Here is a 25892-nt window from a genome sequence, read left to right as displayed (position 1 = left end):
CACCAGCTATTTTTATCTAGGTGCGGGCAAGTATGACCTGTCGTCTTCGCGATGTCAGGCACGGTTTGTATGAGTGTTGTCTTTTTGTACCGGCGTCGTTATTTGTATACTCAAGGCATGAATACAGACCTGCATGACCTCAAGCCTGGCTACTACTGGTACACCATGGCGAATGATCCGCTGGCCGTCATCCACATCCACGAAGACGGCGGCGCTTCCCTCATGGGCACCGACTACCGTATTGGCGCCGAAGGCGTGGCCGATATGGTTCGCCAGGGCGAACGCTTCTTCTGGATCGAACCCCCGCAAGCCTGATGCCCAAGGGGGTGTCCTAGCCGGCCGTTCGGGCCGGCTGCTTGCGCTTGTGCGGAACATGCCATGACCGACCTGTTATTGAAGAATGTCCGCGTCTCGCGCGACGATGCGGTGGACGTGCTGGTGCGGGCGGGCCGCATCGTCCGGATTGGCCCCGGCGTCGATGCTGCGGCGGCTGGTGCCGCGGCAGCCGATGCTGCGGCAGCCGGTGCTGCGGCGGCCGATACTTTGGTGGAAGACGGCGGTGGCGCCTTGCTGCTGCCTGGCTTGATCGAAGGGCACACCCACCTGGACAAGACGAACTGGGAATCGCCCTGGTACGTGAACGAGGTCGGGTCCGCGCTGACGGACCGCATCGACAACGAGCGCGCCTGGCGGGCCAGCACCGGCCACGACGCGGGCAGCCACGCGCGCGCGCTGGCGTTGGCCTTCCTGCGTGAAGGCACCACCCGAATCCGCAGCCACGTCGATGTGGACACCGACGCCGGCTTGCGCCATCTGGACGGCGTGCATGCCATCCGCGAGGAACTGGCCGGCCGTGTCGACATCCAGACCGTGGCGTTTCCGCAGTCGGGCTTGCTGATACGGCCAGGCACCGCCGAATTGCTGGATCAGGCGTTGGCGCAGGGCGCCGACGTGCTGGGCGGGCTGGACCCCTCGGCCATCGACCGCGATCCCGCGAAATCCCTGGACGTGTTGTTCGGCCTGGCGGACAAACATGGCAAGCCGGTGGATATCCATCTGCACGAACCCGGCGAGTTGGGCGCGTTCACCTTGGACCTGATTCTGGACCGCGTGGCCGCACTGGGCATGCAAGGCAAGGTGGTCATCAGCCATGCTTTCTGTCTGGGCGGGATCGACGCCAAGCGGCTGGACGGCTTGCTGCGGCGCCTGGCCGCGTTGGACACGGCCGTACTGACCACCGCGCCGCCATCGCGGCCCGTGCCGGCCGTGCGCGCCTGCCGCGAGGCCGGCGTGACGATCTTCGGCGGGAATGACGGCATCCGCGATACCTGGACGCCCTATGGCAGCCCCGACATGCTGGCGCGCGCCATGATGATCGGCCTGCGCAACGACCTGCGGCGCGACGACGAGGTCGAATGGGCGTTCGATTGCGTCTCCGGGGCGGCTGCCCGTGCCTGTGGGTTCGCCGATTACGGCTTGACCCCTGGCGCGCGCGCCGACTTGGTCCTGGTGGACGCCAGTTGCGTGGCCGAAGCCGTGGTGACCCGCAAGCCCCGCCGCCTGGTCGTGGCGGGCGGCGCCATCGTCGCACGCAACGGCCTGGATGCCATCGCCTGAGGTGCCAGGGCGCTAGGGCGGGGACAGGCCGAGTTGCGACTCGGTCAGTTCCACGAACGCCCGCATCAATTCCGACCGCACGCCCGCGCGCAGCCAGATCGCGCCCACGGTGCGCACCGGGCACGGCGCGGGCAACGGCCAGCGTTTGACCCGCGCGGGCGGCGTGTCGGAGGCGGCCCAGTCGGGCAGCAACGCCACCCCCAATCCCTCCGAAACCAGCTTGGCGATGGAATCGATTCCATCAAGCTCGAAGCGCACGTGCGGCCGCAGGTTGCGCGCCCGCAGATAGTCGTCCGCCATCTTGCCGCCGACCACGCTGCGGTCATAGCAGATGTAGGGTTCGCGCGCGATCACCGCCAGCGGATCGCGCACCGTCATGTCGGCAGGGGTGACCAGCACCAGGGGTTCGTGCCGGAGATCGCGCCACGCGCAGGTCTTGGGCAACGGAAACAGCGGGTGCACCAGCAGCGCGCCGTCCAGTTCGCCCGACAGCACCTTGCCGTACAGCAGGGTGGTGGGAGCGGGCTCGATATAGATCTCGATATGCGGATGGCGAGCGACCCAGGTCCGCAGTATGGGCGGCATGATGCCGGTCAGCGCGGTGGGCGTGGCGCCCAGCCGCAAAGGGCCGGCGGGCAGCTCGGTGTCGCTGGCGGCCGAGCGCAGGTCGCGCACGTCGCGCAAGATCTGGCGCGCACGCTCCAGGATGCGAAGACCGGCCGGTGTGGGTTTGACGGTGCGCCCGGAGCGGGCGATCAGTGCGCTGCCCACGTCGGCTTCCAGCGCCCGCAGCCGCTGCTGCACCGTGGCGGGCGTCAGGCCCTGGTGCCGCGCGGCCTGGGCGATGGAGCCCAGTTCCACCACGTGCACATAGGTTTGCAGGAAGCGCGAATCCACGGCGGCAAGCCTTTTGGGAAGATGGAATATCCGTATTCTAAAGATGCGTGACGATAATTGTTGTTTTCTTTGGCGAAGGGAAGAATACGTCCAGAGCATTCAGCCTGCGCAAGACCGCGTTGGCGCCGCCTATCGGAATTTCCCTTTCTCAAGGAGCCTGCCGTGCCCATCATTGAATCCATCGACGTATGCGCCGCCGCGGTGCCGTTGGACAAAGTCACCTCGTTCTCGAACCGCACCGTCTCGACGCGGCACTATGGCCTGGTCAAGGTGCGTTCCACCGATGGCGTGGAAGGCATCGGCTTTTGCTATGTGGGCAGCGCCGGCGGCGCCATCTTCGAGGCAGCGGTGCAAAGCCTGCTGGGGCCCGTGCTGCTGGGCAAGGATTCGCATGCCGTTGAAGGCCTGTGGCAATCCATGTACCAGGAGGCGCTGCTGCAAGGCCGCCAGGGCACCGTGATGCGCGCACTGAGCGCGCTGGACATCGCGTTGTGGGACTTGAACGCCAAGACCGCCGGCCTGCCGCTGCACAAATTCCTGGGCGCGATGGAACTTGAAACCGTGCCCGCCTACGCCAGCGGCGGCTACTACCTGGACGGAAAGACGCCGCAGCATCTGGGCGAAGAAATGGCCAGCTATGTGGACAAGGGCTTTCGTGCCGTCAAGATGAAGACTGGCCGCCTGTCGCCGCGCGAGGAAGAAGCGCGGCTGAAGGCTGCGCGCGAGGCCGTGGGTCCGGACGTCGAATTGATGATGGACTGCAACAACGCCTGGCAGGACGTGACCCAGGCCATGCAGTACATCCGCCGCTTCGAACAGTACGAGCCCTATTTCATCGAAGAGCCCTTCAGCCCGGACGACATCGACAGCCATGCCAAGCTGGCGCGCCTGACGCACCTGCCGATCGCGACCGCCGAAATTGGCTATGGCCGCTGGTATCACAAGGAGCTGCTGGACAAGGGAGCGGCCGGCATCCTGCAGACGGACGCCGCCGTGTGCGGCGGCATCACAGAATGGAAGCGCATCGCGGCTACCGCCGCCAGCTATGGCGTGGTCGTCTGCCCGCACTGGTTCCACGACGTGCATGCGCCGCTTGTCGCGGCCACGCCGAACGCGCGCTACGTCGAATTCTTCTGGGACGACCAGGTGCTGAACTTCCGCAAACTGGTTGATCGTCAGTTGACGCACAAGCAAGGGCGCGTGGTGTTGCACCAGGAGCCCGGCCTGGGCTTCGGGTTCGACGAGCGCATGGTAGAACGGTTCGGGAAGTGGGTCCGGGTCGGCCGTTGAGGCCGCACCGCAAGCAGGCAGTGCTTTGCTAAAACCAGCCGCCGGCCTACGGGACCGGCGCGAGGAGACAAGAATGCAACGCAGGCAATTCATGACCGGCGCCGCGGCGCTGGGGGTGGGCCTCGTCCTGCCCGCCGCGGCCCGGGCGCAACAGCCGGACTTGCCGTCCGGCCCCGTGAAGATCGTGGTCGGCTTTCCGGCGGGCGGGGGCACCGATGTGCTGGCCCGCTTGCTGGGGCAGAAGCTGGGCGTGTTGTGGAACATCCCCGTCATCGTGGAAAACCGCGCGGGCGCGGCCGGCATCATCGCCGCCGAGCAGGTGGCGCGGCAACCCAATGATGGCAACACCCTCTTGATGGCACACGTGAATAGCCACGGCATCGCGCCGGGGCTGCAGCCGAAACTGGCTTATTCCGTGGACCGCGATTTTTCGCCCATCGCGCTGGTGGGCAAGACGCCCACCATCCTGATCGGCGGCGCGTCGCAGCCGGCCAAGACATTGCCCGACCTGGTCAAGCTGTGCCGCGCGCAGCCGGGCAAGATCGTGTTCGGCTCGGCCGGCGCGGGATCGGCCCAGCACCTGGCGCTGGAAATATTCAAGGCGCGCGCCGGCATCGACGTGCTGCACGTTCCGTACAAGGGATCGGCTCCGCTAATGAACGATCTGATGGGTGGCCACGTGCAGTATTGCTTTGAAGGCATGACGACCGCGACGCCGTTGCTGCAATCGGGCAAGGTGATCGCGCTGGCGCAGACCTTGCAGCAGCGTTCCAAGAGCCAGCCGGACGTGCCGACGGTGGCCGAGCAGGGCTATCCGGGGTTCGAAGCCAGCATCTGGTTCGGCATGGTGGGGCCAGGCAAGATGCCCGGCGCCATGGTCCAGCGCATGAACCGCGACATCGACCGCGTGCTGGCCATGCCGGACGTGCAGGAAAAGCTGGCGCAGGTGGGCGCGGAAGACGGCGGCGGCAACGTGCAGCGCTTTGCCGACTTCATGACCCAGGAACAGCAGAAATACGCGAAGACGATCAAAGACGCGAAGATCGTCGTCGAAAGCTGACGCGGCGAACGGCCCGCGACGCGGCTTAGCGCGCGTCCGGGTCCACCCAGCCCGCCATTGCCGAGATCGAGCGGGCTTTCTCGCGCAGCAGGCGCGCAGTGCCGGATTCCAGTTCATCATCGATCGCGCCCACCGGCCCCATCAAGGTGATGGCGGCGGTCATTTCGCCCAGCATGTCGAAGATGGGCGCCGACAGGGAGGTGAAGTGCGGCAACAGCGCGTGACGACAGCGGCTGATGTGGTGCTTCCGGACCTCGTCGCGGATGGCCTGCACATCTTTGGCCGTATAGGAATTGCCGGGCGCGCCGCCATGGCTTTCCGGCACCGCCGAGGCCAGCTCCTGCTCTAGCAGGTCCCGGGTCAGGGCATCCGGCAGATGGGCCAGGAAGTTGCGGCCCAGGGCGGACGACAGCAAGGGCATCACGCTGCCCACGCGTAGTTCCAGCAACGGGCGGCTGCGGCTGCCTTCCACCCGGTAGACGATCGTGGGCCCCTTGTTGCCCCACACCCCCAGGAACACGGTGTGCCCCGTGACGGCGGCCACCTCGGCCATGATGGGCCGCGCCGTGGTGAACACGTCGAATTGTTCCAGGGCCGCCAGCCCCAGCCGCAAGGCATAGGGTCCCAGGCCATAGTGCCCGGTGTCCGCATGCTGCTGCACCACGCCCACTTTCTGGAAACTGACCAGGTAATAGTGCACGTTCGGCACGGTCAGTTCACAGGCGTCGGCGATTTCCTTCAAGGGCATCGGGCGGCCCGTCTTGCGGATCACGTCCAGGATCCGGAACCCCACTTCAATCGACTGGATGCCGCGGCGCGCGGCGGTCGGCGCCTGTTCCGCGTTCTTTTCAACCTTGCCGGCGGGCCTTGCCATCACTGTCTCCACGGTGTCTTTGGCGGCAGTGTAGCAGCGGCCCGGCCCTGTTCCGGCCGGTGGCGGGGACAGGTTTTCCGGGTTTCCCCCAGCTATGTCGCGCCTCGATTCAAGTTTGATAATAGTTAATGCGTACAGCAGTATCAATTAAAAACGACTGGGGAATGCAAGCATGGAAGCTAACGTCGCAATGCAGCGGATAGACGCCGGGCCGACGCTCAGCAGGAAAGAGGAACGCCAGGTGGTGGTGGCCTCGACGCTGGGCACGCTGTTCGAGTGGTATGACTTTTTCATCTACGGGACCCTGGCCGTCTTCATGAGCCAGGTGCTGTTTCCGCAGGACAACCCCACGGTGGCGCTGCTTGCCGCATTGGGCGCGCTGGCCGTGGGCTTCATCATCCGTCCGCTGGGCGCGGTGATGTTCGGCTACCTGGGCGACAAATGGGGCCGCAAGTACACCTTCCTGATCACGGTCGTGATGATGGGGGGCGCCACGGTGTTGATCGGCTGCCTGCCCACCTATGAATCGGCGGGCCACCTGTCGTGGATTCTGTTGCTGACGCTGCGCGTCATCCAGGGGCTGGCGGTGGGCGGCGAATACGGCGGCGCCGTGATCTACGTGGCCGAGCACTGCGAGCCCAAGCGCCGCGGCCTCTTGACCGGCTGGATCCAGATCACCTCGTCGGCCGGCCTGATCCTGTCGCTGATCGTCATCCTGTGCACCCAGGCGGCCATGAGCGCCGAGGATTTCCGGCAATGGGGCTGGCGCCTGCCGTTCATCCTGTCGATCGTGATGCTGGCCATTTCGATCTATGTGCGCGCCAAGCTGCATGAATCGCCCGTCTTCACGCGCATGAAGCAGCAGAACCGCCTGTCGAAGAACCCGATCAAGGAAACGTTTGGCCAATGGTCCAGCCTGCGGCTGGTGCTGCTGGCGCTGATCGGCGTGACCGCCGGCCAGGGCGCGACCTACTTCACGGGGCAGTTCTACGTGATGATCTTCCTGCAGCAGGCGGTGCAGATCGACCAGACCAGCGTCTACACGTTGATCTTGATCGGCTTCATCATCGGCGCCCCGACCTTCGTGCTGTTCGGCTGGCTGTCCGATCGCATCGGCCGCAAATGGATCATGATGGCGGGCCTGTTCATCGCCGCCATCGGCTATCACTCCATGTTCGACGTGCTGCTGAGGGCCGGCAACCCAGCGCTGGCCCAGGCCATGCAAAGCACGCCGGTGCGCGTGCACGCCGACACGAGCGGCGGCGCCTGCGACTTCGGCTTGCAGGCCGCCATGATCGGCAGCCATGCCGATCATAAGAAAGTATGCGTGCAGGCCAAGAAATTCCTGGTCGGCAAGGGTATCAACTTCGAATACGCGGCCCCGCTGCCCGGCCAGGACATCGCCATGAGCGTGGGCGGCGTCACCGTCAACGGCTTCGACCGCGCCGGCTACGCCCGCGCGCTGACGGCCGCCGGTTACCCGGACCGCGCCGACCCCGCACGGGTCGACCGCGCCACGATCATCCTGATCCTGGTGTTGATGACGGCCGTCGTCGCGATGGTCTACGGACCGGTCGCGTCCTATCTGGTCGAACTGTTCCCGGCCCGCATCCGCTATACCGCGCTATCCTTCCCGTACCACATCGGCGCCGGTATCTTCGGCGGGATCGTGCCGTTCACCGCAACCTATCTGGCGCAGGCCAGCGGCAATATCTTCGGTGGCCTGATGTATCCGGTGGCCGTGATGGTCGTGGTGGGCGTCATTGGCAGCCTGTTCCTGCCGAACACCCGCGCCCAGGCCATCGACGAAGATCCCAACCATTAAAAGAGCGAGGAGAAACATGTCCGTGCAATCGAGCTTCAAGGCCGCCGTCATTCAGGCGGCGTCCATCCCGACCGACAGCCTGGCTTGCGCCCATAAGGCGGCCTCCCTGATCCGCCAGGCGGCGGAGCAGGGCGCCCGGGTGCTGGTGTTTCCCGAAGCCTTCCTGGGCGGCTACCCCAAGGGCAATTCCTTCGGCGCGCCCATCGGCATGCGCAAGGCCGAAGGCCGCGACGCCTTTGCCAGCTATCACCAGCAAGCCATCCGCCTGGACGGCGAAGAAGTGGCGGTCGTGGCCCAGGCCGCCGCCGACACCGGTACCTTCGTCGTGATGGGCTGCATCGAGGCCGACGGCGGCACGCTGTATTGCACCGTGCTGTATTTCAACGGGCAGGAAGGGCTTGCCGGCAAGCACCGCAAACTGATGCCGACCGCGGGCGAACGGCTGATCTGGGGCTTTGGCGATGGGTCGACGATGCCCGTCTTCGACACGCCCTACGGCAAGATCGGCGCCGTTATCTGCTGGGAAAACTACATGCCCATGCTGCGCATGTACATGTACAGCCAGGGCGTGGCGCTGTATTGCGCGCCCACGGCGGATGACCGCGACAGCTGGATCCCCAGCATGCGCCACATCGCCCTGGAAGGCCGCTGTTATGTGCTGACCGCCTGCCAGCACCTGCGCCGCGACGCCTATCCGGAAGACTTCGAATGCGCCCTGGGCGACAGCCCGGATACCGTGCTGATGCGCGGCGGCAGCGCCATCATCGACCCCTTGGGCGAAGTGCTGGCCGGCCCGGACTTTTCCGCCGAAACGATCCTGTACGCCGACATCAACCCCAATCAGATCCTGCGCGGCAAGTACGACTTCGACGTGTCCGGCCATTACGCGCGGCCGGACGTGTTCCAGCTGCACGTCGACACCCGCGAAAAACGGGCGGTATCCGCCCAGGGCGCGATCGGCCAGCAGGAGCTCTGAGTCATGCATTTCGATTTCAGCGCCTTGCCCTCGCAGACGGTCTATAAGCTTCTGACCTCGACCGTCACGCCCCGCCCGATCGCGTGGGTCACCACGATATCGGCCGAGGGTTGCGTGAACGCGGCGCCGTTCAGCTTCTTCAACGTCATGGGGCATGAACCGCCCACGGTTGCCATCGGCCTGATGCGCCGCGCCAATGGCGAGCTCAAGGACACCAGCGCCAACATCATCGAAAACGGCGAGTTCGTGGTGAACCTGGTGCCGGAGTCGATGATGCAGCAGATGAACCAGACCTGCGCGGACTATCCGCCCGGCGTGGACGAGTTGGCCAAGGCCGGGCTGACGGCGCTGCCGGCCGCGCATGTGCGGCCGCCCCTGATCCAGGGCAGCCCGGTGTCGCTGGAATGCGTCAGCCAGGCAACGATCGTGACCGGGCCGCATCAGGTCGTGGTCATCGGCCGGGTGCTGGGCGCGCATGTGGATGACGCCTTTGTGCAGGACGCCGAGCGCGGTTACGTGAAAACCGCCGAGATGGGCCTGGTGGCGCGCATGCACGGCAGCGGGTGGTATGCCCGCAGCACGGATCTGTTCCAGCTGGCGCGGCCAACCGTCGCCGATTGACGTGCCAGGGCGGCCGATCAGGCCGCTTTTTTTTGCCTGCGGCGGCCCCGGGGCGGTTCGTCCATGGCTGCTTTGCGACGGTTACGCAAACGCGGGAGCTTCTGTCAAAAAGGTCTCCAGTTCGCTCGATGCCCGCCAAATTCCGGCTGCTAGCATGTGCTGGACCGTTGCGAGAATCCTCGATTCCGACTTCTCCGGCGGCATTTTCTCGACACATCGAACACCAATATTTTGGGGGCGGATCATCCAGGGGCTTGCGGGCGTCTGGCTTGCAGGGGAGGCGGCCTTTGGCCGGCGCCCGGCAACTGCCGAACCCCGCATCCCAGCGCCTGGCTGGATGCTGGAGGCAGTATGAAAAATATGAAGCTTGGAACCCGTCTGGCGAGCGGCTTTTCCGTGTTGCTGGCCCTGATCATCGTCATGTGCATCGTGGGGTTGGTCAGTTTGGGCAACATCAACGAATCGGTCGAGACCGTCACCCAGCGCTCGCTGATCAAAGAGCGCCTGATCAGCGATTGGGCCCGCAACATCCAGACCGGGGTCACCCGGACCACCGCCATCGCCAAAAGCGCTGACGCCAGCCTGGCCGGCTTTTTCACCGAAGAAGCCGCCGCGTCTTCCCGTAATTCTTCGGCGTTGCAGCAGCAGATCGAACCGTTGATCGAAACCAGCGAAGAAAAGCAGTTATGGGACGGTATCCGCAAATCCCGGGCGGACTACCTGCGCACGCGCGACGCAATCTTCAAAGCCAAGCAGGAGGGCGACCTGACCTCGGCCGACAAAGTATTCACCCAGGAATTCCTGCCGGCCACGCGCCAGTTCATCGACCAGATCACCAAGCTGTCGACGCTGCAGCGCGCCGACATCGACGCGCGCGCGGCGGAGATCCAGGGCGCCTACGCCACCGCGAATTTCTGGATGATCGCGATCGGTTCCCTTGCCGTCGTCAGCGGGTTGCTACTGGCCGTTTTGCTGACCCGTGGCATCACCCGCCCCTTGTCCGCAGCGGTGCGCGTGGCGCGCACGGTCGCCGCCAATGACTTGACCAGCACGGTCACCGTGACGTCGCGCGACGAAATCGGGCAGCTGATGCAGGCGCTGGAATCCATGAACGCCAACCTGGCAGGCACCATCGCCCGCATCCGGACCGGCGTGGACAGCATGGCGTCCGCGTCTAGCGAGATCGCGGCCGGCAACACCGACCTGTCGTCCCGCACCGAGCAGCAGGCCGCATCGCTGGAAGAGACCGCCGCATCCATGGAACAGTTGTCGTCCACGGTGAAGCAGAACGCCGACAGCGCGCGCCAGGCGAACCAGCTGGCCGCCACGGCGTCCGACACCGCGTCCCGCGGCGGCGCCACCGTGTCCGAAGTCGTCAGCACGATGAGCGCGATCTCGTCCAGCTCGGTCAAGATCGCCGACATCGTGTCGGTTATCGACGGCATCGCGTTCCAGACCAACATCCTGGCGCTGAACGCCGCGGTCGAGGCGGCGCGGGCGGGCGAGCAGGGCAAGGGCTTCGCGGTGGTGGCCGCCGAGGTCCGCACCCTGGCGCAGCGCAGCGCGCAGGCCGCCAAGGAAATCAAGACGCTGATCGAAGACACCGTGCAGAAGATCAGCCAGGGCTCGGTCAGCGCCGAACGCGCGGGGTCGACGATGCAGGAAATCGTCAGCTCGGTGCAGCGTGTGACGGACATCATGGGCGAAATCGCGGCGGCGTCCGCCGAGCAGGCCGACGGCATCGAACAGGTCAATCGGGCCGTGTCCCAAATGGACGAAGTCACGCAGCAGAACGCCGCGCTGGTGGAAGAGGCCGCGGCCGCCGCGGGTTCCATGCAGGATCAGGCCGCCGACCTGATGCGGGCGGTCAGCGCGTTCAAGCTGCCGGGGGCGGGGCATGCGGTGGGGCCACGCACGCAAGACGCGCGATTGGCCGCGCCCGTGAAGCAGATCGCGGCATACTGATACGGAGTGGCGCCTGCTGGCAGGCGCCACTTCAGCGTTGCGTCGGGGGGATCAGTGCCCGCTACCCCTACCCGGGCTTAATGTGCCGAAAAGAAAAAAGCCCCTGATTTCTCAGGGGCTTCGTTCTTGAATACTGGCGGAGAGGGTGGGATTCGAACCCACGGTACGGGGATACCGTACGCCTGATTTCGAGTCAGGTACATTCGACCACTCTGCCACCTCTCCGTTGCTGGGTTCCGTAACGGTGAAATTCCTGCCTTCGCTCTTGCCGTTTAACTAGACGACTTAAAGCAGTAGGGCGGGTTTCTCACTCCAAGATCCCTGGTCGGAAGGATCTTCGTTGTCGGAGCAGCGAAGCCCGCAATTCTACAGGATTTTTTTCTTGTGTGTAAAGGGGGTGGAAAAAAATCTCTACGGCGGCTTACCCCGGGCTTCCGGCGCCGGCAATCTTTGTCCAGAATTCCCCCCAACGCGGGCATCTCGATCCTTGGCCCGCACCCACCAGGCAACCTCTTCCCTACATGGATCTGATCCTTATTCTCTTGCTTGCCGCCGTCCTGTGCGTGCCGATCACCCAGCGGCTTGGGCTGGGCGCCATCCCCGGCTACCTGATCGCGGGCGTGCTGATCGGGCCGTCCTGCCTGAAGCTGGTGACCAATGTGGACACCATGATCAACGTGTCCCAGTGGGGCGTGGTGATGATGCTGTTCATCATCGGGCTGGAGCTGTCGCCCAAGCGGCTCTGGGCGATGCGCAACGAGGTCTTCGTGCTGGGATCCTTCCAGATGCTGGCGTGCGGCCTGCTGCTGGGGCTGGTGTTTGGCGCGGCGCTACGGCACCTGGCGGGCATGGAGTGGCAGGCGGCGGTGCTGTGCGGGCTGTCGCTGGCGTTGTCGTCGACGGCGGTGGCGCTGCGGCTGCTGGACGAACGCGCACTGACCCGCACGCCGCTGGGCCGGTCGGCGCTGGGCGTCCTGCTGTTCCAGGACATGGCGGCGATTCCGATGCTGGTGGCCGCCGGCCTGCTGGGAGCCGACGGCACGTCGGCGCCGTCGTTCAAGGAAGCGCTGGTCGCCGTGGCGGTGGTGGCGGTGGCCTATCGGCTGCGGCTGCTGGGCTGGGCCGCCAAAGCGGAACTGAACGAACTGTTCACGGCGGCGGCGCTGCTGATGGTGGTGGGGGCGGCGCAGCTGTTCGACTACGCGGGGCTGTCCGCCGGTCTGGGCGGTTTTCTGGTGGGGGTGCTGATGGCGGAATCGCGTTACCGGCACGACCTGGAAAAGGCCATCGACCCGTTCAAGGGCCTGCTGCTGGGGCTGTTCTTCCTGGCCATCGGGATGTCCATCAATCTGGCGGTGGTGGCGGTCCACTGGAAGCTCATCATCGCCGGCGTGGCGGCCTTGCTGGCGATCAAGGCGCTGGTCTTGTACGGCTTTGCGCGTTTTCTGGGTCTGCCGCGCTATCACCGCCTGCTGTTTGCCATGGTGCTGGCGCAGGGCGGGGAATTCAGCTTCGCCATTTTCAACGAGGCCTGGGACAACCATCTGATGAACCTGGAGCAGCGCGACGTGCTGGCGGTGGTGGTGGCGGTGTCGATGGGCGTGGTGCCGGTGCTGATCAAGCTGCTGGAGCGCGTGCCGGAAAGCCGGGGCGGCATGGCCGACCTGCCCACCGCCGAGCCCGTCGCCATCGACGGGCAAGCGCCAGCCGAGCCCCGCAACCCGCCCCCCGCAGCTTGACCCCGCCGGGTGTGGGGGCATGGCATGATTGCCGTCATGCCGGGCAGCTACACTTGAACCCCGTTTTCGCATCTCGCGCTAAGCCAGATCACAGGAGAATGTCATGCTCAAAGGAAAAGTCGCCCTTGTCACCGGTTCCACCAGCGGCATCGGTCTGGGTATCGCCACGGCCTTCGCCCAGCAAGGGGCCGATATCGTCCTGAATGGTTTCGGCGACGCCGCCGAGATCGAAAAAGTGCGCGCCGGCTTGGCCGACAAGCATGGCGTAAAGGTCATCTACGACGGCGCCGACCTGTCCAAGGGCGACGCGGTGCGGGGACTGGTCGAGAACACGGTCCGCCAGCTGGGCCGCATCGACATCCTGGTCAATAACGCAGGCATCCAGCACACCGCGCTGATCGAGGATTTTCCCGCCGAAAAGTGGGATGCCATTCTGGCGTTGAACCTGTCGGCCGTGTTCCATGGCACCGCGGCCGCCTTGCCGCACATGAAGAAGCAGGGCTTTGGCCGCATCATCAACATCGCCTCGGCGCACGGGCTGGTGGCCTCCGCCAACAAGTCGGCCTATGTGGCCGCCAAGCACGGCGTGGTCGGCTTCACCAAGGTCACGGCGCTGGAAACCGCCGGCCAGGGCATCACCGCCAATTCCATTTGCCCGGGTTGGGTGCGCACCCCGCTGGTGGAAAAGCAGATCACCGCGCTGGCTGAAAAGAACGGCGTCGACCAGGAAACCGCTGCCCGCGAACTGCTCAGCGAAAAGCAGCCTTCGCTGCAATTCGTGACGCCCGAACAACTGGGCGGCACCGCCGTGTTCCTGGCGTCGGACGCCGCGGCGCAAATCACTGGAACGTCCGTCTCGGTCGATGGCGGCTGGACGGCGCGTTAATAAAGGAACCCGAATGCTGTTTCTGCTTTCCCCCGCCAAGAAGCTGGACTACGACTCGCCGCTGCATATCGAGACGCACACCCAGCCGCTGTTCGTGGACCAGGCCGCCGGCCTGATCAAGGTGCTGAAGACCAAGTCCGCGGACGACATTGCCGAACTGATGAGCCTGAGCCCGGCCCTGTCCGAGCTGAACGCGCAGCGCTACGCCCACTGGAAGCGCACCTTCACACAGACCAATTCGCGTCAGGCCGTGCTGGCCTTCAATGGCGACGTGTACGAAGGACTGGACGCGTCGACCCTGTCGGCCAAGCAGCTGGATTGGGCACAAGAGCACGTGGCCATCCTGAGCGGCCTGTACGGCGTGTTGCGTCCGCTGGACCTGATGCAGCCGTACCGCCTGGAAATGGGCACGCGGCTGCAAACGCCCAAAGGCAAAAACCTGTACGAGTACTGGGGATCGACCATCGCGGGCTACCTGAATGAGCGCCAGGAAGGCAAGAAATCGCCGGTGATCGTCAACCTGGCGTCTGAAGAGTATTTCAAGTCGGTCGACCTGAAAACGCTGAAGGCCCGGGTGGTGCAGTGCGTGTTCCAGGACTGGAAGAACGACGCCTGGAAGATCATCAGCTTCCACGCCAAGCGCGCGCGTGGCCTGATGGCGCGCTACGCGATCCAGCACAAGGTCACCAAGCCCGAAGGCCTGCATGGTTTCGACCTGGAAGGCTACGCCTATGACGCGTCGGCGTCGTCGGACGACAAACTGGTGTTCCGGCGCAAGCTGGCCTGATCCGGGGCGGATCGCCGCGCGAAGCAAAAACCGGCCTGTTTCCAGGCCGGTTTTTTTATTGCGTGATCACCGTCTCGATCAAGACGCCATGGCCGCCATCGGTGGCGCATGCGCCGGGTCGGCCAGGGCCCGCAACTCTTGCCGGATCATGTGGGACGCCTTCAGCATCTGCTTGACGGGGTAGGCCAGCGCGGCCTGTTCGCCTTCCGTGTCGAACTGCGTCGGCAGGGGCGCGGCGATCTCGGGGCGGCGTTCATCCAGCAGGTCGACCATGCCGTTCATCGCCAACTGCACCGCCTCGGGTGTTTTTGGCAGCGCGGCCAGGATGGGAATCGCGGCGGTGATCTGCGAGGCCAGCACGTGGTTCTGGATCAGCAGGTTGTTTAGCTCGGGCACGCTGACCTGATGCGATTTCGGTTCGCTCATCATCCGGTAGAAGGCTTCGGCGAAATTGCTGAACGCGATGTGCACGTTCTTGCGCGCCAGGCGCCAGGCCAGGTCCGCGTCGATCACCGCTGGCGTTTCGGCGGCGGCCCCGCCTGCCGGGGCGCCGTGCGCCTGCATGGCGTCGGCATAGCGCAGCCCGGCCAGCAGGTACTCGCGGTTGGCGCGCGTGGCGGCGGCGGCCAGCGGCCTCAGGTAGCGCGCTTCCCACCACGGCAGGATATAGCTGCAAACCAGCGCCAGCGTGCAACCCAGCAGCGTGTCGATGGCGCGTTCGCCAATCACGGACATCGACACCGTGCCCGGCGATACGAAGTGGAAGACCAGCACCACGAAAAGCGTGTTGAAGATGGCGCTGGCCATGTAGTTCAGCTGCACCAGGCTGTTGCCCATGATGCAGGCGCCCAGCAGCACGGCGAACAGGACTCCCGGCCGGTCGGTCACGTTGAACAGCAGCAGTGCGCAGATGCAGCCGATCAGGGTGCCCATCAGCCGCCAGCCGTTGCGCTGCCGCGTCAGCGCGAAACCGGGCTTCATGATGATGACGATGGTCAGCATGATCCAGTAGTTGTGCGCCGAGAAGGCGGGCGACAGCCAGCGGCTGGCCAGCGTCATCGCGATGGCGGCGGCAGCCGTCACCCGAAGCGCATAGCGGAAATGCGGCGAATCCAGGCGCAGGTTGCTGGTCAGCAGTCCAAAGCGGAATTCCTGGCGCGAGATGAATCGGGTCAACGACTTGTTGATGCGCAGCACGTCGGTCGGCTTGGCATCCGGCGAAGCCGCCGTGTGGTCGGCCAGCCGGTCGACGATCCGGGCCGAATTGCGCAGGCGGCGCAGCACCTGGATGATCAGCGCCAGCATTTCGGGTTCGCGTTCGCCCAGGCCCTGCTGCTTAAGCTGTTCGATTTCATATTCGATGGCGCGCAGTTCCGCCTTGGCGCTGCTGCGGTACTGCACCTGGCGGCCGCGCGACACGTCCAGCGCAATGCGATTCAACTCCAGCGACATCTTCACCAGCGCGTCGCGCATGAACATCAGGCAATCGTTGCCGGCCAGCGTGCGGCGCAGCGCGGCGTAGTCGGTGTGCGTGGCGACCAGCGTGTCCAGCAACTGAAGCATGTCGACGAACATGTTCCAGATCATCACGCGCTGGCGGTCGCCCGCGCCCTTGCCGCGCGGCAGGGCGCGCAGCACCATGTCGCGGGCGGCCTGGTGCTTTTCCGTCATGACGGATTGGCGTTGGATCAGGGTGCGATAGGCCTCGTCCAGGTCGGCCGTCTCGTCGTAGAAGGCGGCGCGGGCGGCGACGTAATCGCCCGTGGCGAACAGCGCCACCGACATCGCCTGCTGTTCCTCGCGCAGCCAGAACAGGCGCGAAAAGCCCAGGCTGAACACCACATAGAACAGGGCACCGCCCAGCGTGGCCACGGCGTGCGCCAGCACCTCGTGCGGCTCCAGCGGCGAATGCATGGTCAGGGTCATCAGCAGCAGGCCGGCAAAGCCGATCAGCCCGCCGCGCTTGCCGAATACGGTGAACATCGAATAGACGAAGCATTGCGCGATGACGACCAGCCAGATCATCACCGGGTGCGTCGATGCCAGTCCCGTGATGATGACGGTCAGCGTGCCCAGCGCGGCGCCGCCCAGCATCTCGTTGGTGCGGTGGCGTTGCGGCCCGCCGGGTTGATCGATGATCGCCAGGCATTGCGCGCCGAAGGTCGCCACCAGCCCCGTGGTGTAGTTGCCGAAGATGCCGCCCAGCACCAGGACAGGCAGCAGCATGCCGACCCCCTGGCGCACGCCTCCGAAGAAGTAGTGGCTGTAGAGGAAGCGGCGAATGCTGGCAATGCGCAAATCCATGGGGCGGCGGCTGGGTTCTAGGCAACGGAACAAGTATAGAGACGCCCGTGGATTTTTTGGGGCCGGATGGGCACCGGACTTTCCCTGCATCGCGCGTGCAACGGTCCCGAAACATCGATTTGCTACCTTTGACGCAACGCGGTAAATTCCATCTCTTGCGCCGGTCTGCCTATCCGATACCGGCGCGTTGAGGCGGATGGTCAGGGTCACCTCCCAGCCATCCTGCCGCAGTGATACCTGCTGTTGGCCGCGCCACAAGCGTGTGTTGCCGAAGCTTCCATTTCGACCTCCAGCGTCCCCAAGGGGCGTTTGCACTGCGTTCTGTCGAGCGTGTGCCGGGTCGGCAGGGTGTCCGGGTGGCGTGGCTCCGTGAGCCGCTAAGCGCCGGATCATGTTGTCGTAGCCGGTATGGGTTCCGTTGCCGCCGTATCCGGGCGAGCAGCAGTCAGGGTTGCAGGGCCGGTACTGAAAGGAAATACAACATGGAAATGAATGGCGCCGATATCGTCGTGCGCTGCCTGGCCGATGAGGGCGTGGAACACGTTTTCGGCTATCCCGGCGGCGCAGTGCTTTACATCTACGACGCGATCTTCAAGCAAGACAAATTTCAGCATATCCTGGTTCGTCACGAGCAAGCTGCCGTGCACGCCGCCGATGCCTATTCGCGCTCGTCGCAAAAGGTTGGCGTCTGCCTGGTGACCAGCGGCCCGGGCGTGACCAATGCCGTCACCGGCATTGCCACCGCCTATATGGATTCCATCCCCATGGTCATCATCAGCGGGCAAGTGCCCACTGCGGCCATCGGCGAAGATGCGTTCCAGGAATGCGACACCGTCGGCATCACGCGTCCCTGCGTCAAGCACAACTTCCTGGTGCGCGACGTCAAGGACCTGGCCGAAACCATGCGCCGCGCGTTCTACATCGCGCGCACGGGCCGTCCCGGCCCGGTGCTGGTCGATATCCCCAAGGACATCACCGTCGCGCAGTGCAAGTACACGCCGCCCAAGGGCGAGATCTCGATGCGTTCCTACGCGCCCGTCAACAAGGGCCACCAGGGGCAAATCAAGAAAGCCGTGCAGATGCTGCTGGCCGCCGAGCGGCCGATGATCTACACGGGCGGCGGGGTCATCCTGTCGAACGCCGCGCCCGAGCTCAACAAGCTTGTGTCGCAGCTGGGCGCGCCGTGCACCAGCACCCTGATGGGTCTGGGCGGTTACCCGGCCAGCAGCGGCCAGTTCGTGGGCATGCCCGGCATGCACGGCACGTACGAAGCCAATATGGCGATGCAGCACTGCGACGTGCTGCTGGCCATCGGGGCCCGTTTCGATGACCGCGTGATCGGCAATCCCAAGCACTTCGCGCAGAACGCCCGCAAGATCATCCATATCGATATCGATCCGTCGTCGATCTCCAAGCGCGTGCGCGTGGACGTCCCGATCGTCGGTAACGTCAAGGACGTGCTGGCCGACCTCAGCGCCCAATACGAGATCGCCTCCGCCGAGCACAAGCCGGCTCCCATCGCCAAGTGGTGGGACCAGGTCGAGACCTGGCGCGGCAAGGAATGCCTGAAGTTCGCCAACTCGGACGAAGTCATCAAGCCGCAATACGTGGTGGAAAAGCTCTGGGAAGTGACGGGCGGCGACGCCTTCGTCACGTCCGACGTGGGCCAGCACCAGATGTGGGCGGCCCAGTATTACAAGTTCGACAAGCCGCGCCGCTGGATCAACTCCGGCGGCCTGGGCACCATGGGTGTGGGGCTGCCGTACGCGATGGGCGTGCAGATGGCCAACCCTGGGCACGACGTCGCCGTCATCACCGGCGAAGCGTCGATCCAGATGAACATCCAGGAACTGTCGACCTGCCATCAATACCGCCTGACGCCCAAGATCGTCTGCCTGAACAACCGCTTTCTGGGCATGGTCCGGCAATGGCAGCAGATCGATTACGGCTCGCGCTATTCCGAGTCCTACATGGATTCGCTGCCCGACTTCGTCAAGGTGGCCGAGGCCTATGGCCACGTGGGTCTGCGTATCGAGCGTCCGGCGGATGTCGAACCTGCGCTGCGCGAAGCCTTTGGCAAGCACAAGGAACGCCTGGTCTTTTTGGACTTCATCACCGACCGCACCGAAAACGTGTGGCCGATGGTCAAGGCCGGCCGTGGGCTGACCGAAATGCTGCTTGGCTCTGAAGACCTGTAAGGAGGCCACCATGAAGCACGTGATTTCCGTCCTCCTCGAAAACGAACCCGGCGCGCTGTCGCGCGTGGTGGGGCTGTTTTCCGCGCGGGGCTACAACATCGAGACCCTGACCGTGGCGCCCACCGAGGACGCCACGCTGTCGCGCATGACCATCGTGACCACCGGTTCCGACGAGGTCATCGAACAGATCACCAAGCACCTGAACCGCCTGGTGGATGTCGTCAAGGTGGTGGACTTGACCGAAGGCGCCCACATCGAGCGCGAGCTGATGCTCGTGAAGGTGCGCGCCGTCGGCAAGGAACGCGAAGAGATGAAGCGCATGGCGGACATCTTCCGCGGCCGCATCATCGACGTGACCGACAAGTCCTACACCATCGAATTGACCGGGGTGCAGGAAAAAGTACAGGCCTTCCTGGAAGCCCTGGACCGCAGTGCCATCCTTGAAACCGTACGCACCGGCGTGTCCGGCATCGGACGCGGTGAACGGATTTTGAAGATTTGACCGGCCTTCCAGGCCACGCCACACCCTACATCTGAATTAATCGAATATCCAAAATACTGGAATCTGGAGCACAACCATGAAAGTTTTCTACGACAAAGACTGCGATCTGTCCCTCATCAAAGGCAAGACCGTTGCCATCATCGGCTACGGTTCGCAAGGCCATGCGCACGCGCAGAACCTGCATGAGTCGGGCGTGAAGGTCATCGTCGGCCTGCGCAAGGACGGCGCTTCGTGGAACAAGGCCGCCAACGCCGGTCTGGAAGTCAAGGAAGTGGCTGACGCCGTGAAGGCCGCCGACATCGTCATGATGTTGCTGCCCGACGAGAACATCGCCTCGGTCTACAACAAGGAAGTGCACGGCAACATCAAGGCCGGCGCCGCCCTGGCTTTCGCCCACGGCTTCAACGTCCACTACGGCCAGGTCGTGCCGCGCGAAGACATCGACGTCATCATGATCGCCCCGAAGGCCCCCGGCCACACGGTGCGCAACACGTACAAGCAAGGTGGCGGCGTGCCCCACCTGGTGGCCGTGTACCAGGACAAGTCGGGCGCCGCGCGTGACGTGGCCCTGTCGTACGCCAGCGCCAACGGCGGCGGCCGTGCCGGCATCATCGAAACCAACTTCCGCGAAGAAACCGAAACCGACCTGTTCGGCGAACAAGCCGTGCTGTGCGGCGGTACCGTCGAACTGATCAAGGCCGGTTTCGACACGCTGGTGGAAGCCGGCTACGCGCCCGAAATGGCGTACTTCGAATGCCTGCACGAATTGAAGCTGATCGTCGACCTGATCTATGAAGGCGGCATCGCCAACATGAACTACTCGATTTCGAACAACGCCGAATTCGGCGAGTACGAAACGGGCCCGAAGATCGTTACCGACGAAACCCGCAAGGCCATGCGCCAGTGCCTGACGGACATCCAGACCGGCGAATACGCCAAGAAGTTCATCCTGGAAAACACCGCCGGCGCCCCGACCCTGACCTCGCGCCGCCGCATCAACGCGGAATCGCAGATCGAGCAAGTGGGCGGCAAGCTGCGCGCCATGATGCCCTGGATCGCCGCCAACAAGCTGGTGGACAAGTCCAAGAACTGATCGATGCCCAGGCGCGGGTTTCCCCGCGCGTAAGCGTTCAAAGCGGCATGCCTGCGAAGGCATGCCGCTTTTTCTTGGCTTATTGCTCAGGCATGCGGCTTGCTGTAGCCCGCAAGCGGGGCCAGATGGGTTAACCTTTCACCGTCCGTTGTAAGTTATTGAGACCATGCCAAATTTTTCCATGCGCGATTCCGAGAACCGCCACCGAAGCATCTACCTGCTTCCCAACGCATTCACCACCGCGGCACTGTTCGCGGGGTTCTATGCCGTGGTGCAGGCCATGAACGATCGCTTCGAAGTCGCCGCCATCGCCATTTTCGTGGCCATGGTGCTGGACGGCATGGACGGCCGCGTCGCCCGGCTGACCAATACGCAGTCGGCCTTCGGCGAACAATACGACTCGCTGTCGGACATGACGTCGTTCGGCGTGGCGCCCGCGCTGGTCATGTACGAGTGGATCCTGAACGACCTGGGCCGTTGGGGCTGGCTTGCCGCCTTCGTCTACGTGGCCGGGGCCGCGCTGCGCCTGGCGCGCTTCAATACCAACATCGCTGTCGTCGACAAACGCTATTTCCAGGGCTTGCCCAGCCCGGCCGCGGCCGCGCTGGTGGCGGGTTTCGTCTGGCTTGCCGTGGATAACAAGCTGCCCATCCATGACAGCCTGATGGCCTGGGTGGCGTTCACGCTGACCATGTACGCCGGCATCACGATGGTGTCCAACGCGCCGTTTTTCAGCGGCAAGAGCTTCGCCCTGGGCCGCAGCGTGCCGTTCTGGGGCATCTTGCTGGTGGTGGCCGTGTTCGTGTTCGTGTCCAGCGATCCCCCGGTGGTGCTATTCGGCCTGTTCGTGCTGTATGGCCTGTCGGGCTGGGTCATGTGGGGCTGGCGCTGGAACAAGGCGCGCCGCCTGACGCAAGAACGCCGGAGCCAGTCTTCCTGATTGCGTGGCCCTACAAGACAAAACCCGCCGGGAACGGCGGGTTTTGTGTTTTTGGGGGCAGCGTCAGCGCCACATGAATTTTTCGTCGTCGTACATGGGGTCGGGGCCGGGGTGGAAGTGCGTCAGCTTGCTGCCGTCGCGGCTCATGTAAACGTACATCAGCGAATTCCAGACGCCGTTTTCCTTGTAGCGGTACGACCACACGACTTCGCGTTTCTCGCCCAGGCCGGTTTCTTCGATGCGGGCGGGCGGGCCGAATTCGCAGCGCACGCGGTCGGGGCCCCAGTCGCCGGTCTCCAGCACTTTGAAATGGGCGTCGGTCAGCAGGGGCAGCACTTGTCCCACGCGGCCGTCGGTGCCGACATTGGTGCCCCAGGCGTACTGGCCCATGGGCTGTTGCGTCCAGATCACACGGCGCCCGCCGCCCGCCTGCGGGCATTCAAAGTTGGGCTGGCCGAATTGCGTCAGGACCTCGGCGTAGGGGGTGCCGGGCGGCACCTGGGCCAGGTTGGCGCATGCGGCAAGCCCGGCCAGCGCCAGCGAGGCGAGGGCGATACGGGTTGTGTTGTAATATTTAGACATATATTTGCTCCTCAGGGGCGCCGCACGGGGCGGCCGCCGGCCTCTGCCGGCGGGGCCGAAACCGTCTCTGGGGTAATTCTAGCGAATCAGCTATAATCATCGAGCTTTATCAAGTGTATTGATTTTGCAAGATGCTTTGCGCCGGCAGTCCGGCTGCAGGGGGGCTCCAAAGGGGCACTTCGCAGCTATTGAAGCAGCAGTGAGAAAGCAAAAACGCTTATCGCCGGGATTTACGCAAATTTTTTCCAAACCACGTCAGGGCACCTCGGCCCTGTCGCATGTCCGAAGAGGTCATCAATGTCTGTAGCTGACATCAAGAAATCCGATATCGTTGCGCAGTTCCAACGCGCTCAAGGCGATACCGGCTCCCCCGAAGTTCAGGTGGCTCTGCTCACCGCCCGTATCAACGAACTGACTGGTCACTTCAAAGAACACATGAAGGACCATCACTCGCGCCGCGGTCTGCTGCGTATGGTCAGCCGTCGCCGCAAGCTGCTCGACTATCTCAAGGGCCGCAATCCCGATTCGTACCGCGCTCTGATCGAAAAACTCGGTCTGCGTAAGTGATCGACGGGGCTGGCTCCCCATGACGCAATAACCGTGGTCGGTGCGACGTATTGTCGCGACGGCCACGGTTTTTCATTTGTAAGGAATAATCGTCATGTTCAACAAAGTGACAAAATCGTTCCAATACGGCCAGCATACGGTCGTCCTGGAAACTGGCGAAATCGCTCGCCAGGCCTCCGGCGCCGTTGTGGTGTCGATCGAGGACACCGTCGTCCTGGCCACTGTCGTGGCTTCCAAGAAGGCCAAGCCGGGTCAAACGTTTTTCCCGCTGACCGTCGACTACATCGAGAAGACCTACGCTGCCGGCCGTATTCCGGGTGGGTTCTTCAAGCGTGAAGGCAAGCCGTCCGAAAAGGAAACGCTGACCTCGCGCCTGATCGACCGTCCGCTGCGTCCGCTGTTCCCCGAAGACTTCTACAACGAAGTCCAGGTGGTCATCCACACGCTGTCGGTCAATCCCGAGATTGATCCCGACATCGCCGCCATGATCGGCGCTTCGGCCGCGCTGGCCATTTCGGGTATCCCGTTCAACGGCCCGATCGGCGCCGCGCGCGTGGGCTACATCGACGGCCAGTACGCCCTGAACCCGACCGCTTCGCAACTGAAGTCGTCGAAGCTGGACCTGGTGGTTGCCGGTACCGAAAACGCCGTGCTGATGGTTGAATCGGAAGCCCAACAGCTGTCCGAAGAAATCATGCTGGGCGGCGTGGTCTTCGGCCACGAGCAAATGCAGGCTGTCATCAACGCCATTCACGAACTGGTGAAGGACGCTGGCAAGCCCGACTGGGATTGGCAAGCGCCCGCCAAGGACGAAGCCCTGATCGCCGCCGTGACCTCGGCTGCCCAGGACGGCCTGAACGCCGCCTACCAGATCCGCGAAAAGCAGGCCCGCACCGCCAAGCTGCGCGAAGTGTCGGCCGAGGTGTCGGCCAAGCTGGCTGCCGCCGCTGCTGAAAAGGGCGAGTCCGTGCCCGACGCCGTGACCGTCGACAACATCATGTTCTCGCTGGAATCGGCCATCGTTCGCGGTCAGATCCTGAACGGCGAACCGCGTATCGACGGTCGCGACACCCGCACCGTGCGCCCCATCAGCGTGCGTCTGGGCGTGCTGCCCCGCGCACACGGCAGCGCGCTGTTCACCCGTGGTGAAACGCAAGCGCTGGTCGTTGCCACGCTGGGCACCAAGCAAGACGAACAGATCATCGACGCGCTCATGGGTGAATACCGCGACCGCTTCATGATGCACTACAACATGCCTCCGTTCGCCACCGGCGAAACGGGCCGCATCGGTGTGCCCAAGCGCCGCGAAATCGGCCACGGCCGTCTGGCCAAGCGCTCGCTGATCCCGCTGCTGCCGGCACCGGAAGACTTCCAGTACACGATCCGCATCGTGTCGGAAATCACCGAGTCCAACGGCTCGTCGTCGATGGCTTCGGTCTGCGGCGGCTCGCTGGCCATGATGGACGCCGGCGTGCCGGTCAAGGATCACGTGGCCGGTGTGGCCATGGGCCTGATCCTGGACGGCGGCAAGTTCGCCGTGCTGACCGACATTCTGGGTGACGAAGATCACCTGGGCGACATGGACTTCAAGGTCGCGGGCACCGAAAACGGCGTCACCGCACTGCAGATGGACATCAAGATCCAGGGCATCACGAAGGAAATCATGCAAGTGGCGCTGGCGCAAGCCCGCGAAGGCCGCCTGCACATCCTGACCAAGATGAAGGAAGCGCTGGACGGTTCGCGCGGCGAGCTCTCGGCTTTCGCTCCGCGCATGCTGACCATCAAGATCAACCCCGAGAAGATCCGTGACGTGATCGGCAAGGGCGGCGCCACCATCCGCGCGCTGACCGAAGAAACCGGCACGCAGATCGACATCTCCGACGACGGCACGATCGTGATCGCCAGCGTCGACGAAGGGCAGGCCAAAGAAGCCCAGCGCCGCATCGTCGAACTGACGGCTGACGTCGAAGTGGGCCAGATCTACGAAGGCTCGGTCCTGCGCCTGCTGGACTTCGGCGCCATCGTGCAAGTGCTGCCGGGCCGTGATGGCCTGCTGCACATCTCGGAAATCGCCAACTATCGCATCGCGAACATCAACGATGTGCTGAAGGTCGGCCAGCAAGTCCGCGTCAAGGTCATCGAGGCCGACGACAAGGGCCGCCTGCGCCTGTCCATCAAGGCAATCGGTGGCATCGAAGCGCAGCAGCCCGCTGCCGCGCCGGAAGCCGCCCCTCAGTCGGAACCGCAAGCTGAATAAGCTGGCAGGCTGATTGAACGAAGAACGGCGCCGCAAGGCGCCGTTTTTTTATTGCACCACACAAAAATCCGGGCCCGCCGCTGATTCATCTTCTTGCGACTTCAACCCGCCGACGTCTCCCAACTTCGCCGACCTTGCTGTAAAGTCTTGCGCGAGAAAGGGGGAATCGGATGAGCCTAGTATGACGGGAGGGCCGGGGGGCGCCACCGCCGCGGTGCTGCTTACCGTGCTGCTGGCCGGCTGCATGAGCGGTCCGGGGCCGGGCCAGCGCGGACCCAACAGCGAAGGCATGTCCGCCGATCAATTCGGCCAGACCGACTTCAACCGTACCGTCACACTGGAAGTACGCGACAACCTGTCCAGCCTGTATTCGCTGCTGGACAAGCTCTACCGCCGCAATCCCCGCGAATGGCGCAAGACCGGCGTGGCGGACCAGAAAGAGGCCGTCAACCGGGTCAAGCACGCGATTGAAGTCCGCATTCCGCCCGGCGATCTTGCCGGCCTGCGCGACATCCAGATCCTGGCCGTCTCCCTTGACCCCAACTACACCGGCGACCGCGTCGGCGCCTTCATCTACGGCATGGCCGACACCATCATCGCGGCCCACAACGGCAAGACCCGGCTGTACGCCACCGACGCGCTGGACGGCCAGCGCGTCTACAATGCCGCACGGAATGTCGAGGCCGCCGCCTGGTTGCTGGCATCGCGCCGCAACAATCAAGGCGAGCTGCTATTGCTGGCCAATGAAATGTCCCCCAACGCCACGAACCTGAGCTTCGAGCGCGAGTTCGGCGCCATCATCGGCCGGCTGGACTTGATCGCCAACTTGCTGGGCGAGAATTCGCGGCGCATCGGAATCAACTACGCGCAGGGCCTGCTGCTATTCAATTTCCTGCCCGTGCGCTAACAGGA

At 64.2% G+C, this 25892-nt stretch carries 22 protein-coding genes and 1 tRNA gene; 18 read left to right on the top strand and 5 right to left on the bottom strand.

The genetic code is table 11. The features are described from left to right. The first annotated feature begins 117 nt into the window (after positions 1 to 117). A complete protein-coding gene (locus CQ050_RS02705) occupies positions 118 to 315 on the top strand; it encodes a hypothetical protein (RefSeq protein ID WP_199196731.1) in 198 nt (65 codons plus the stop codon). A gap of 63 nt (positions 316 to 378) precedes the next feature. Further along, positions 379 to 1617, top strand: a complete 1239-nt coding sequence (locus CQ050_RS02700) for an amidohydrolase family protein (RefSeq protein ID WP_105555278.1) — start codon at positions 379 to 381, stop codon at positions 1615 to 1617. A 12-nt stretch (positions 1618 to 1629) separates the two neighbouring features. On the opposite strand, the gene CQ050_RS02695 is transcribed toward CQ050_RS02700, so the two are convergent. Then, positions 1630 to 2514, bottom strand: a complete 885-nt coding sequence (locus tag CQ050_RS02695; RefSeq protein ID WP_105555277.1) for a LysR family transcriptional regulator — start codon at positions 2512 to 2514, stop codon at positions 1630 to 1632. Between the two features lie 162 nt (positions 2515 to 2676). On the opposite strand from CQ050_RS02695, the gene CQ050_RS02690 reads away from it, so the two are divergent. Both CQ050_RS02690 and CQ050_RS02685 read left to right on the top strand, forming a co-directional pair. Next, complete coding sequence (locus CQ050_RS02690; protein ID WP_105555276.1) at positions 2677 to 3804, top strand: mandelate racemase/muconate lactonizing enzyme family protein; 1128 nt, start codon at positions 2677 to 2679, stop codon at positions 3802 to 3804. Positions 3805 to 3877: 73 nt separating this feature from the next. Then, entirely contained in the window at positions 3878 to 4864 is a 987-nt protein-coding gene (locus tag CQ050_RS02685) for a tripartite tricarboxylate transporter substrate binding protein (RefSeq protein WP_105555275.1), read from the top strand. Positions 4865 to 4889: 25 nt separating this feature from the next. Here the strand turns inward: CQ050_RS02685 and CQ050_RS02680 are convergent, their stop codons facing one another. Continuing rightward, on the bottom strand, positions 4890 to 5738 hold the full coding sequence (locus CQ050_RS02680; protein WP_105555274.1) for an IclR family transcriptional regulator: 849 nt from the start codon (positions 5736 to 5738) through the stop codon (positions 4890 to 4892). Positions 5739 to 5910: 172 nt separating this feature from the next. Between CQ050_RS02680 and CQ050_RS02675 the strand changes: the two genes are divergently transcribed. The 4 genes from CQ050_RS02675 to CQ050_RS02660 all read left to right on the top strand — a co-directional run bounded on the left by CQ050_RS02675 (position 5911) and on the right by CQ050_RS02660 (position 11125). Next, a complete protein-coding gene (locus CQ050_RS02675; RefSeq protein ID WP_105555273.1) occupies positions 5911 to 7563 on the top strand; it encodes an MFS transporter in 1653 nt (550 codons plus the stop codon). 16 nt (positions 7564 to 7579) lie between these two features. Further along, a complete protein-coding gene (locus CQ050_RS02670; protein ID WP_105555272.1) occupies positions 7580 to 8539 on the top strand; it encodes a carbon-nitrogen hydrolase family protein in 960 nt (319 codons plus the stop codon). 3 nt (positions 8540 to 8542) lie between these two features. After that, positions 8543 to 9160 carry a flavin reductase family protein gene (locus CQ050_RS02665; protein WP_105555271.1) on the top strand — a complete coding sequence of 206 codons (618 nt, stop codon included), beginning with the start codon at positions 8543 to 8545 and terminating at the stop codon, positions 9158 to 9160. A gap of 360 nt (positions 9161 to 9520) precedes the next feature. Further along, complete coding sequence (locus tag CQ050_RS02660; protein WP_304529339.1) at positions 9521 to 11125, top strand: methyl-accepting chemotaxis protein; 1605 nt, start codon at positions 9521 to 9523, stop codon at positions 11123 to 11125. Between the two features lie 134 nt (positions 11126 to 11259). Here the strand turns inward: CQ050_RS02660 and CQ050_RS02655 are convergent. Then, positions 11260 to 11350, bottom strand: a tRNA-Ser gene (locus CQ050_RS02655). A 296-nt stretch (positions 11351 to 11646) separates the two neighbouring features. On the opposite strand from CQ050_RS02655, the gene CQ050_RS02650 reads away from it, so the two are divergent. From CQ050_RS02650 to yaaA, 3 genes are all read left to right on the top strand, one after another. After that, positions 11647 to 12864, top strand: coding sequence for a cation:proton antiporter (locus tag CQ050_RS02650; RefSeq protein ID WP_105555269.1), 1218 nt, complete (start codon positions 11647 to 11649; stop codon positions 12862 to 12864). A gap of 103 nt (positions 12865 to 12967) precedes the next feature. After that, positions 12968 to 13750, top strand: a complete 783-nt coding sequence (locus CQ050_RS02645) for a 3-hydroxybutyrate dehydrogenase (protein WP_105555268.1) — start codon at positions 12968 to 12970, stop codon at positions 13748 to 13750. A gap of 13 nt (positions 13751 to 13763) precedes the next feature. Beyond that, entirely contained in the window at positions 13764 to 14537 is a 774-nt protein-coding gene (yaaA, locus tag CQ050_RS02640; protein ID WP_105555267.1) for a peroxide stress protein YaaA, read from the top strand. Between the two features lie 78 nt (positions 14538 to 14615). Here the strand turns inward: yaaA and CQ050_RS02635 are convergent, their stop codons facing one another. Further along, entirely contained in the window at positions 14616 to 16841 is a 2226-nt protein-coding gene (locus CQ050_RS02635) for an FUSC family membrane protein (protein ID WP_105555266.1), read from the bottom strand. A gap of 428 nt (positions 16842 to 17269) precedes the next feature. Here CQ050_RS02635 and CQ050_RS02630 point away from each other — a divergent pair, with 428 nt between their 5' ends. The 4 genes from CQ050_RS02630 to pssA all read left to right on the top strand — a co-directional run bounded on the left by CQ050_RS02630 (position 17270) and on the right by pssA (position 21574). Beyond that, on the top strand, positions 17270 to 19039 hold the full coding sequence (locus CQ050_RS02630) for an acetolactate synthase 3 catalytic subunit (protein WP_255410149.1): 1770 nt from the start codon (positions 17270 to 17272) through the stop codon (positions 19037 to 19039). Between the two features lie 10 nt (positions 19040 to 19049). Next, positions 19050 to 19541: an acetolactate synthase small subunit gene (ilvN, locus tag CQ050_RS02625; RefSeq protein ID WP_006217868.1), complete on the top strand. Its 492-nt coding sequence runs from the start codon at positions 19050 to 19052 to the stop codon at positions 19539 to 19541. 76 nt (positions 19542 to 19617) lie between these two features. Then, positions 19618 to 20634, top strand: a complete 1017-nt coding sequence (ilvC, locus tag CQ050_RS02620) for a ketol-acid reductoisomerase (RefSeq protein WP_046807014.1) — start codon at positions 19618 to 19620, stop codon at positions 20632 to 20634. A gap of 166 nt (positions 20635 to 20800) precedes the next feature. After that, the gene (gene pssA, locus CQ050_RS02615) at positions 20801 to 21574 is read left to right on the top strand and encodes a CDP-diacylglycerol--serine O-phosphatidyltransferase (protein WP_105555264.1); all 774 of its coding nucleotides are present in this window, start codon (positions 20801 to 20803) and stop codon (positions 21572 to 21574) included. 63 nt (positions 21575 to 21637) lie between these two features. Here pssA and CQ050_RS02610 read toward each other — a convergent pair whose 3' ends face one another. After that, entirely contained in the window at positions 21638 to 22156 is a 519-nt protein-coding gene (locus tag CQ050_RS02610; protein ID WP_105555263.1) for a hypothetical protein, read from the bottom strand. Positions 22157 to 22453: 297 nt separating this feature from the next. Here CQ050_RS02610 and rpsO point away from each other — a divergent pair, with 297 nt between their 5' ends. From rpsO to CQ050_RS02595, 3 genes are all read left to right on the top strand, one after another. Then, positions 22454 to 22723 (top strand): 30S ribosomal protein S15, encoded by a 270-nt coding sequence (gene rpsO / locus CQ050_RS02605; RefSeq protein WP_006223612.1) that lies wholly within the window; start codon positions 22454 to 22456, stop codon positions 22721 to 22723. Positions 22724 to 22817: 94 nt separating this feature from the next. Then, positions 22818 to 24980, top strand: a complete 2163-nt coding sequence (gene pnp, locus CQ050_RS02600; RefSeq protein WP_105555262.1) for a polyribonucleotide nucleotidyltransferase — start codon at positions 22818 to 22820, stop codon at positions 24978 to 24980. A gap of 181 nt (positions 24981 to 25161) precedes the next feature. Beyond that, positions 25162 to 25887 carry a hypothetical protein gene (locus tag CQ050_RS02595; RefSeq protein ID WP_105555261.1) on the top strand — a complete coding sequence of 242 codons (726 nt, stop codon included), beginning with the start codon at positions 25162 to 25164 and terminating at the stop codon, positions 25885 to 25887. Positions 25888 to 25892 lie beyond the last annotated feature (5 nt).

The sequence above is a fragment of the Achromobacter sp. MYb9 genome (assembly GCF_002975275.1).
Taxonomy (GTDB): domain Bacteria; phylum Pseudomonadota; class Gammaproteobacteria; order Burkholderiales; family Burkholderiaceae_B; genus Achromobacter.
This window is presented reverse-complemented; position numbering and strand designations above follow the sequence as displayed.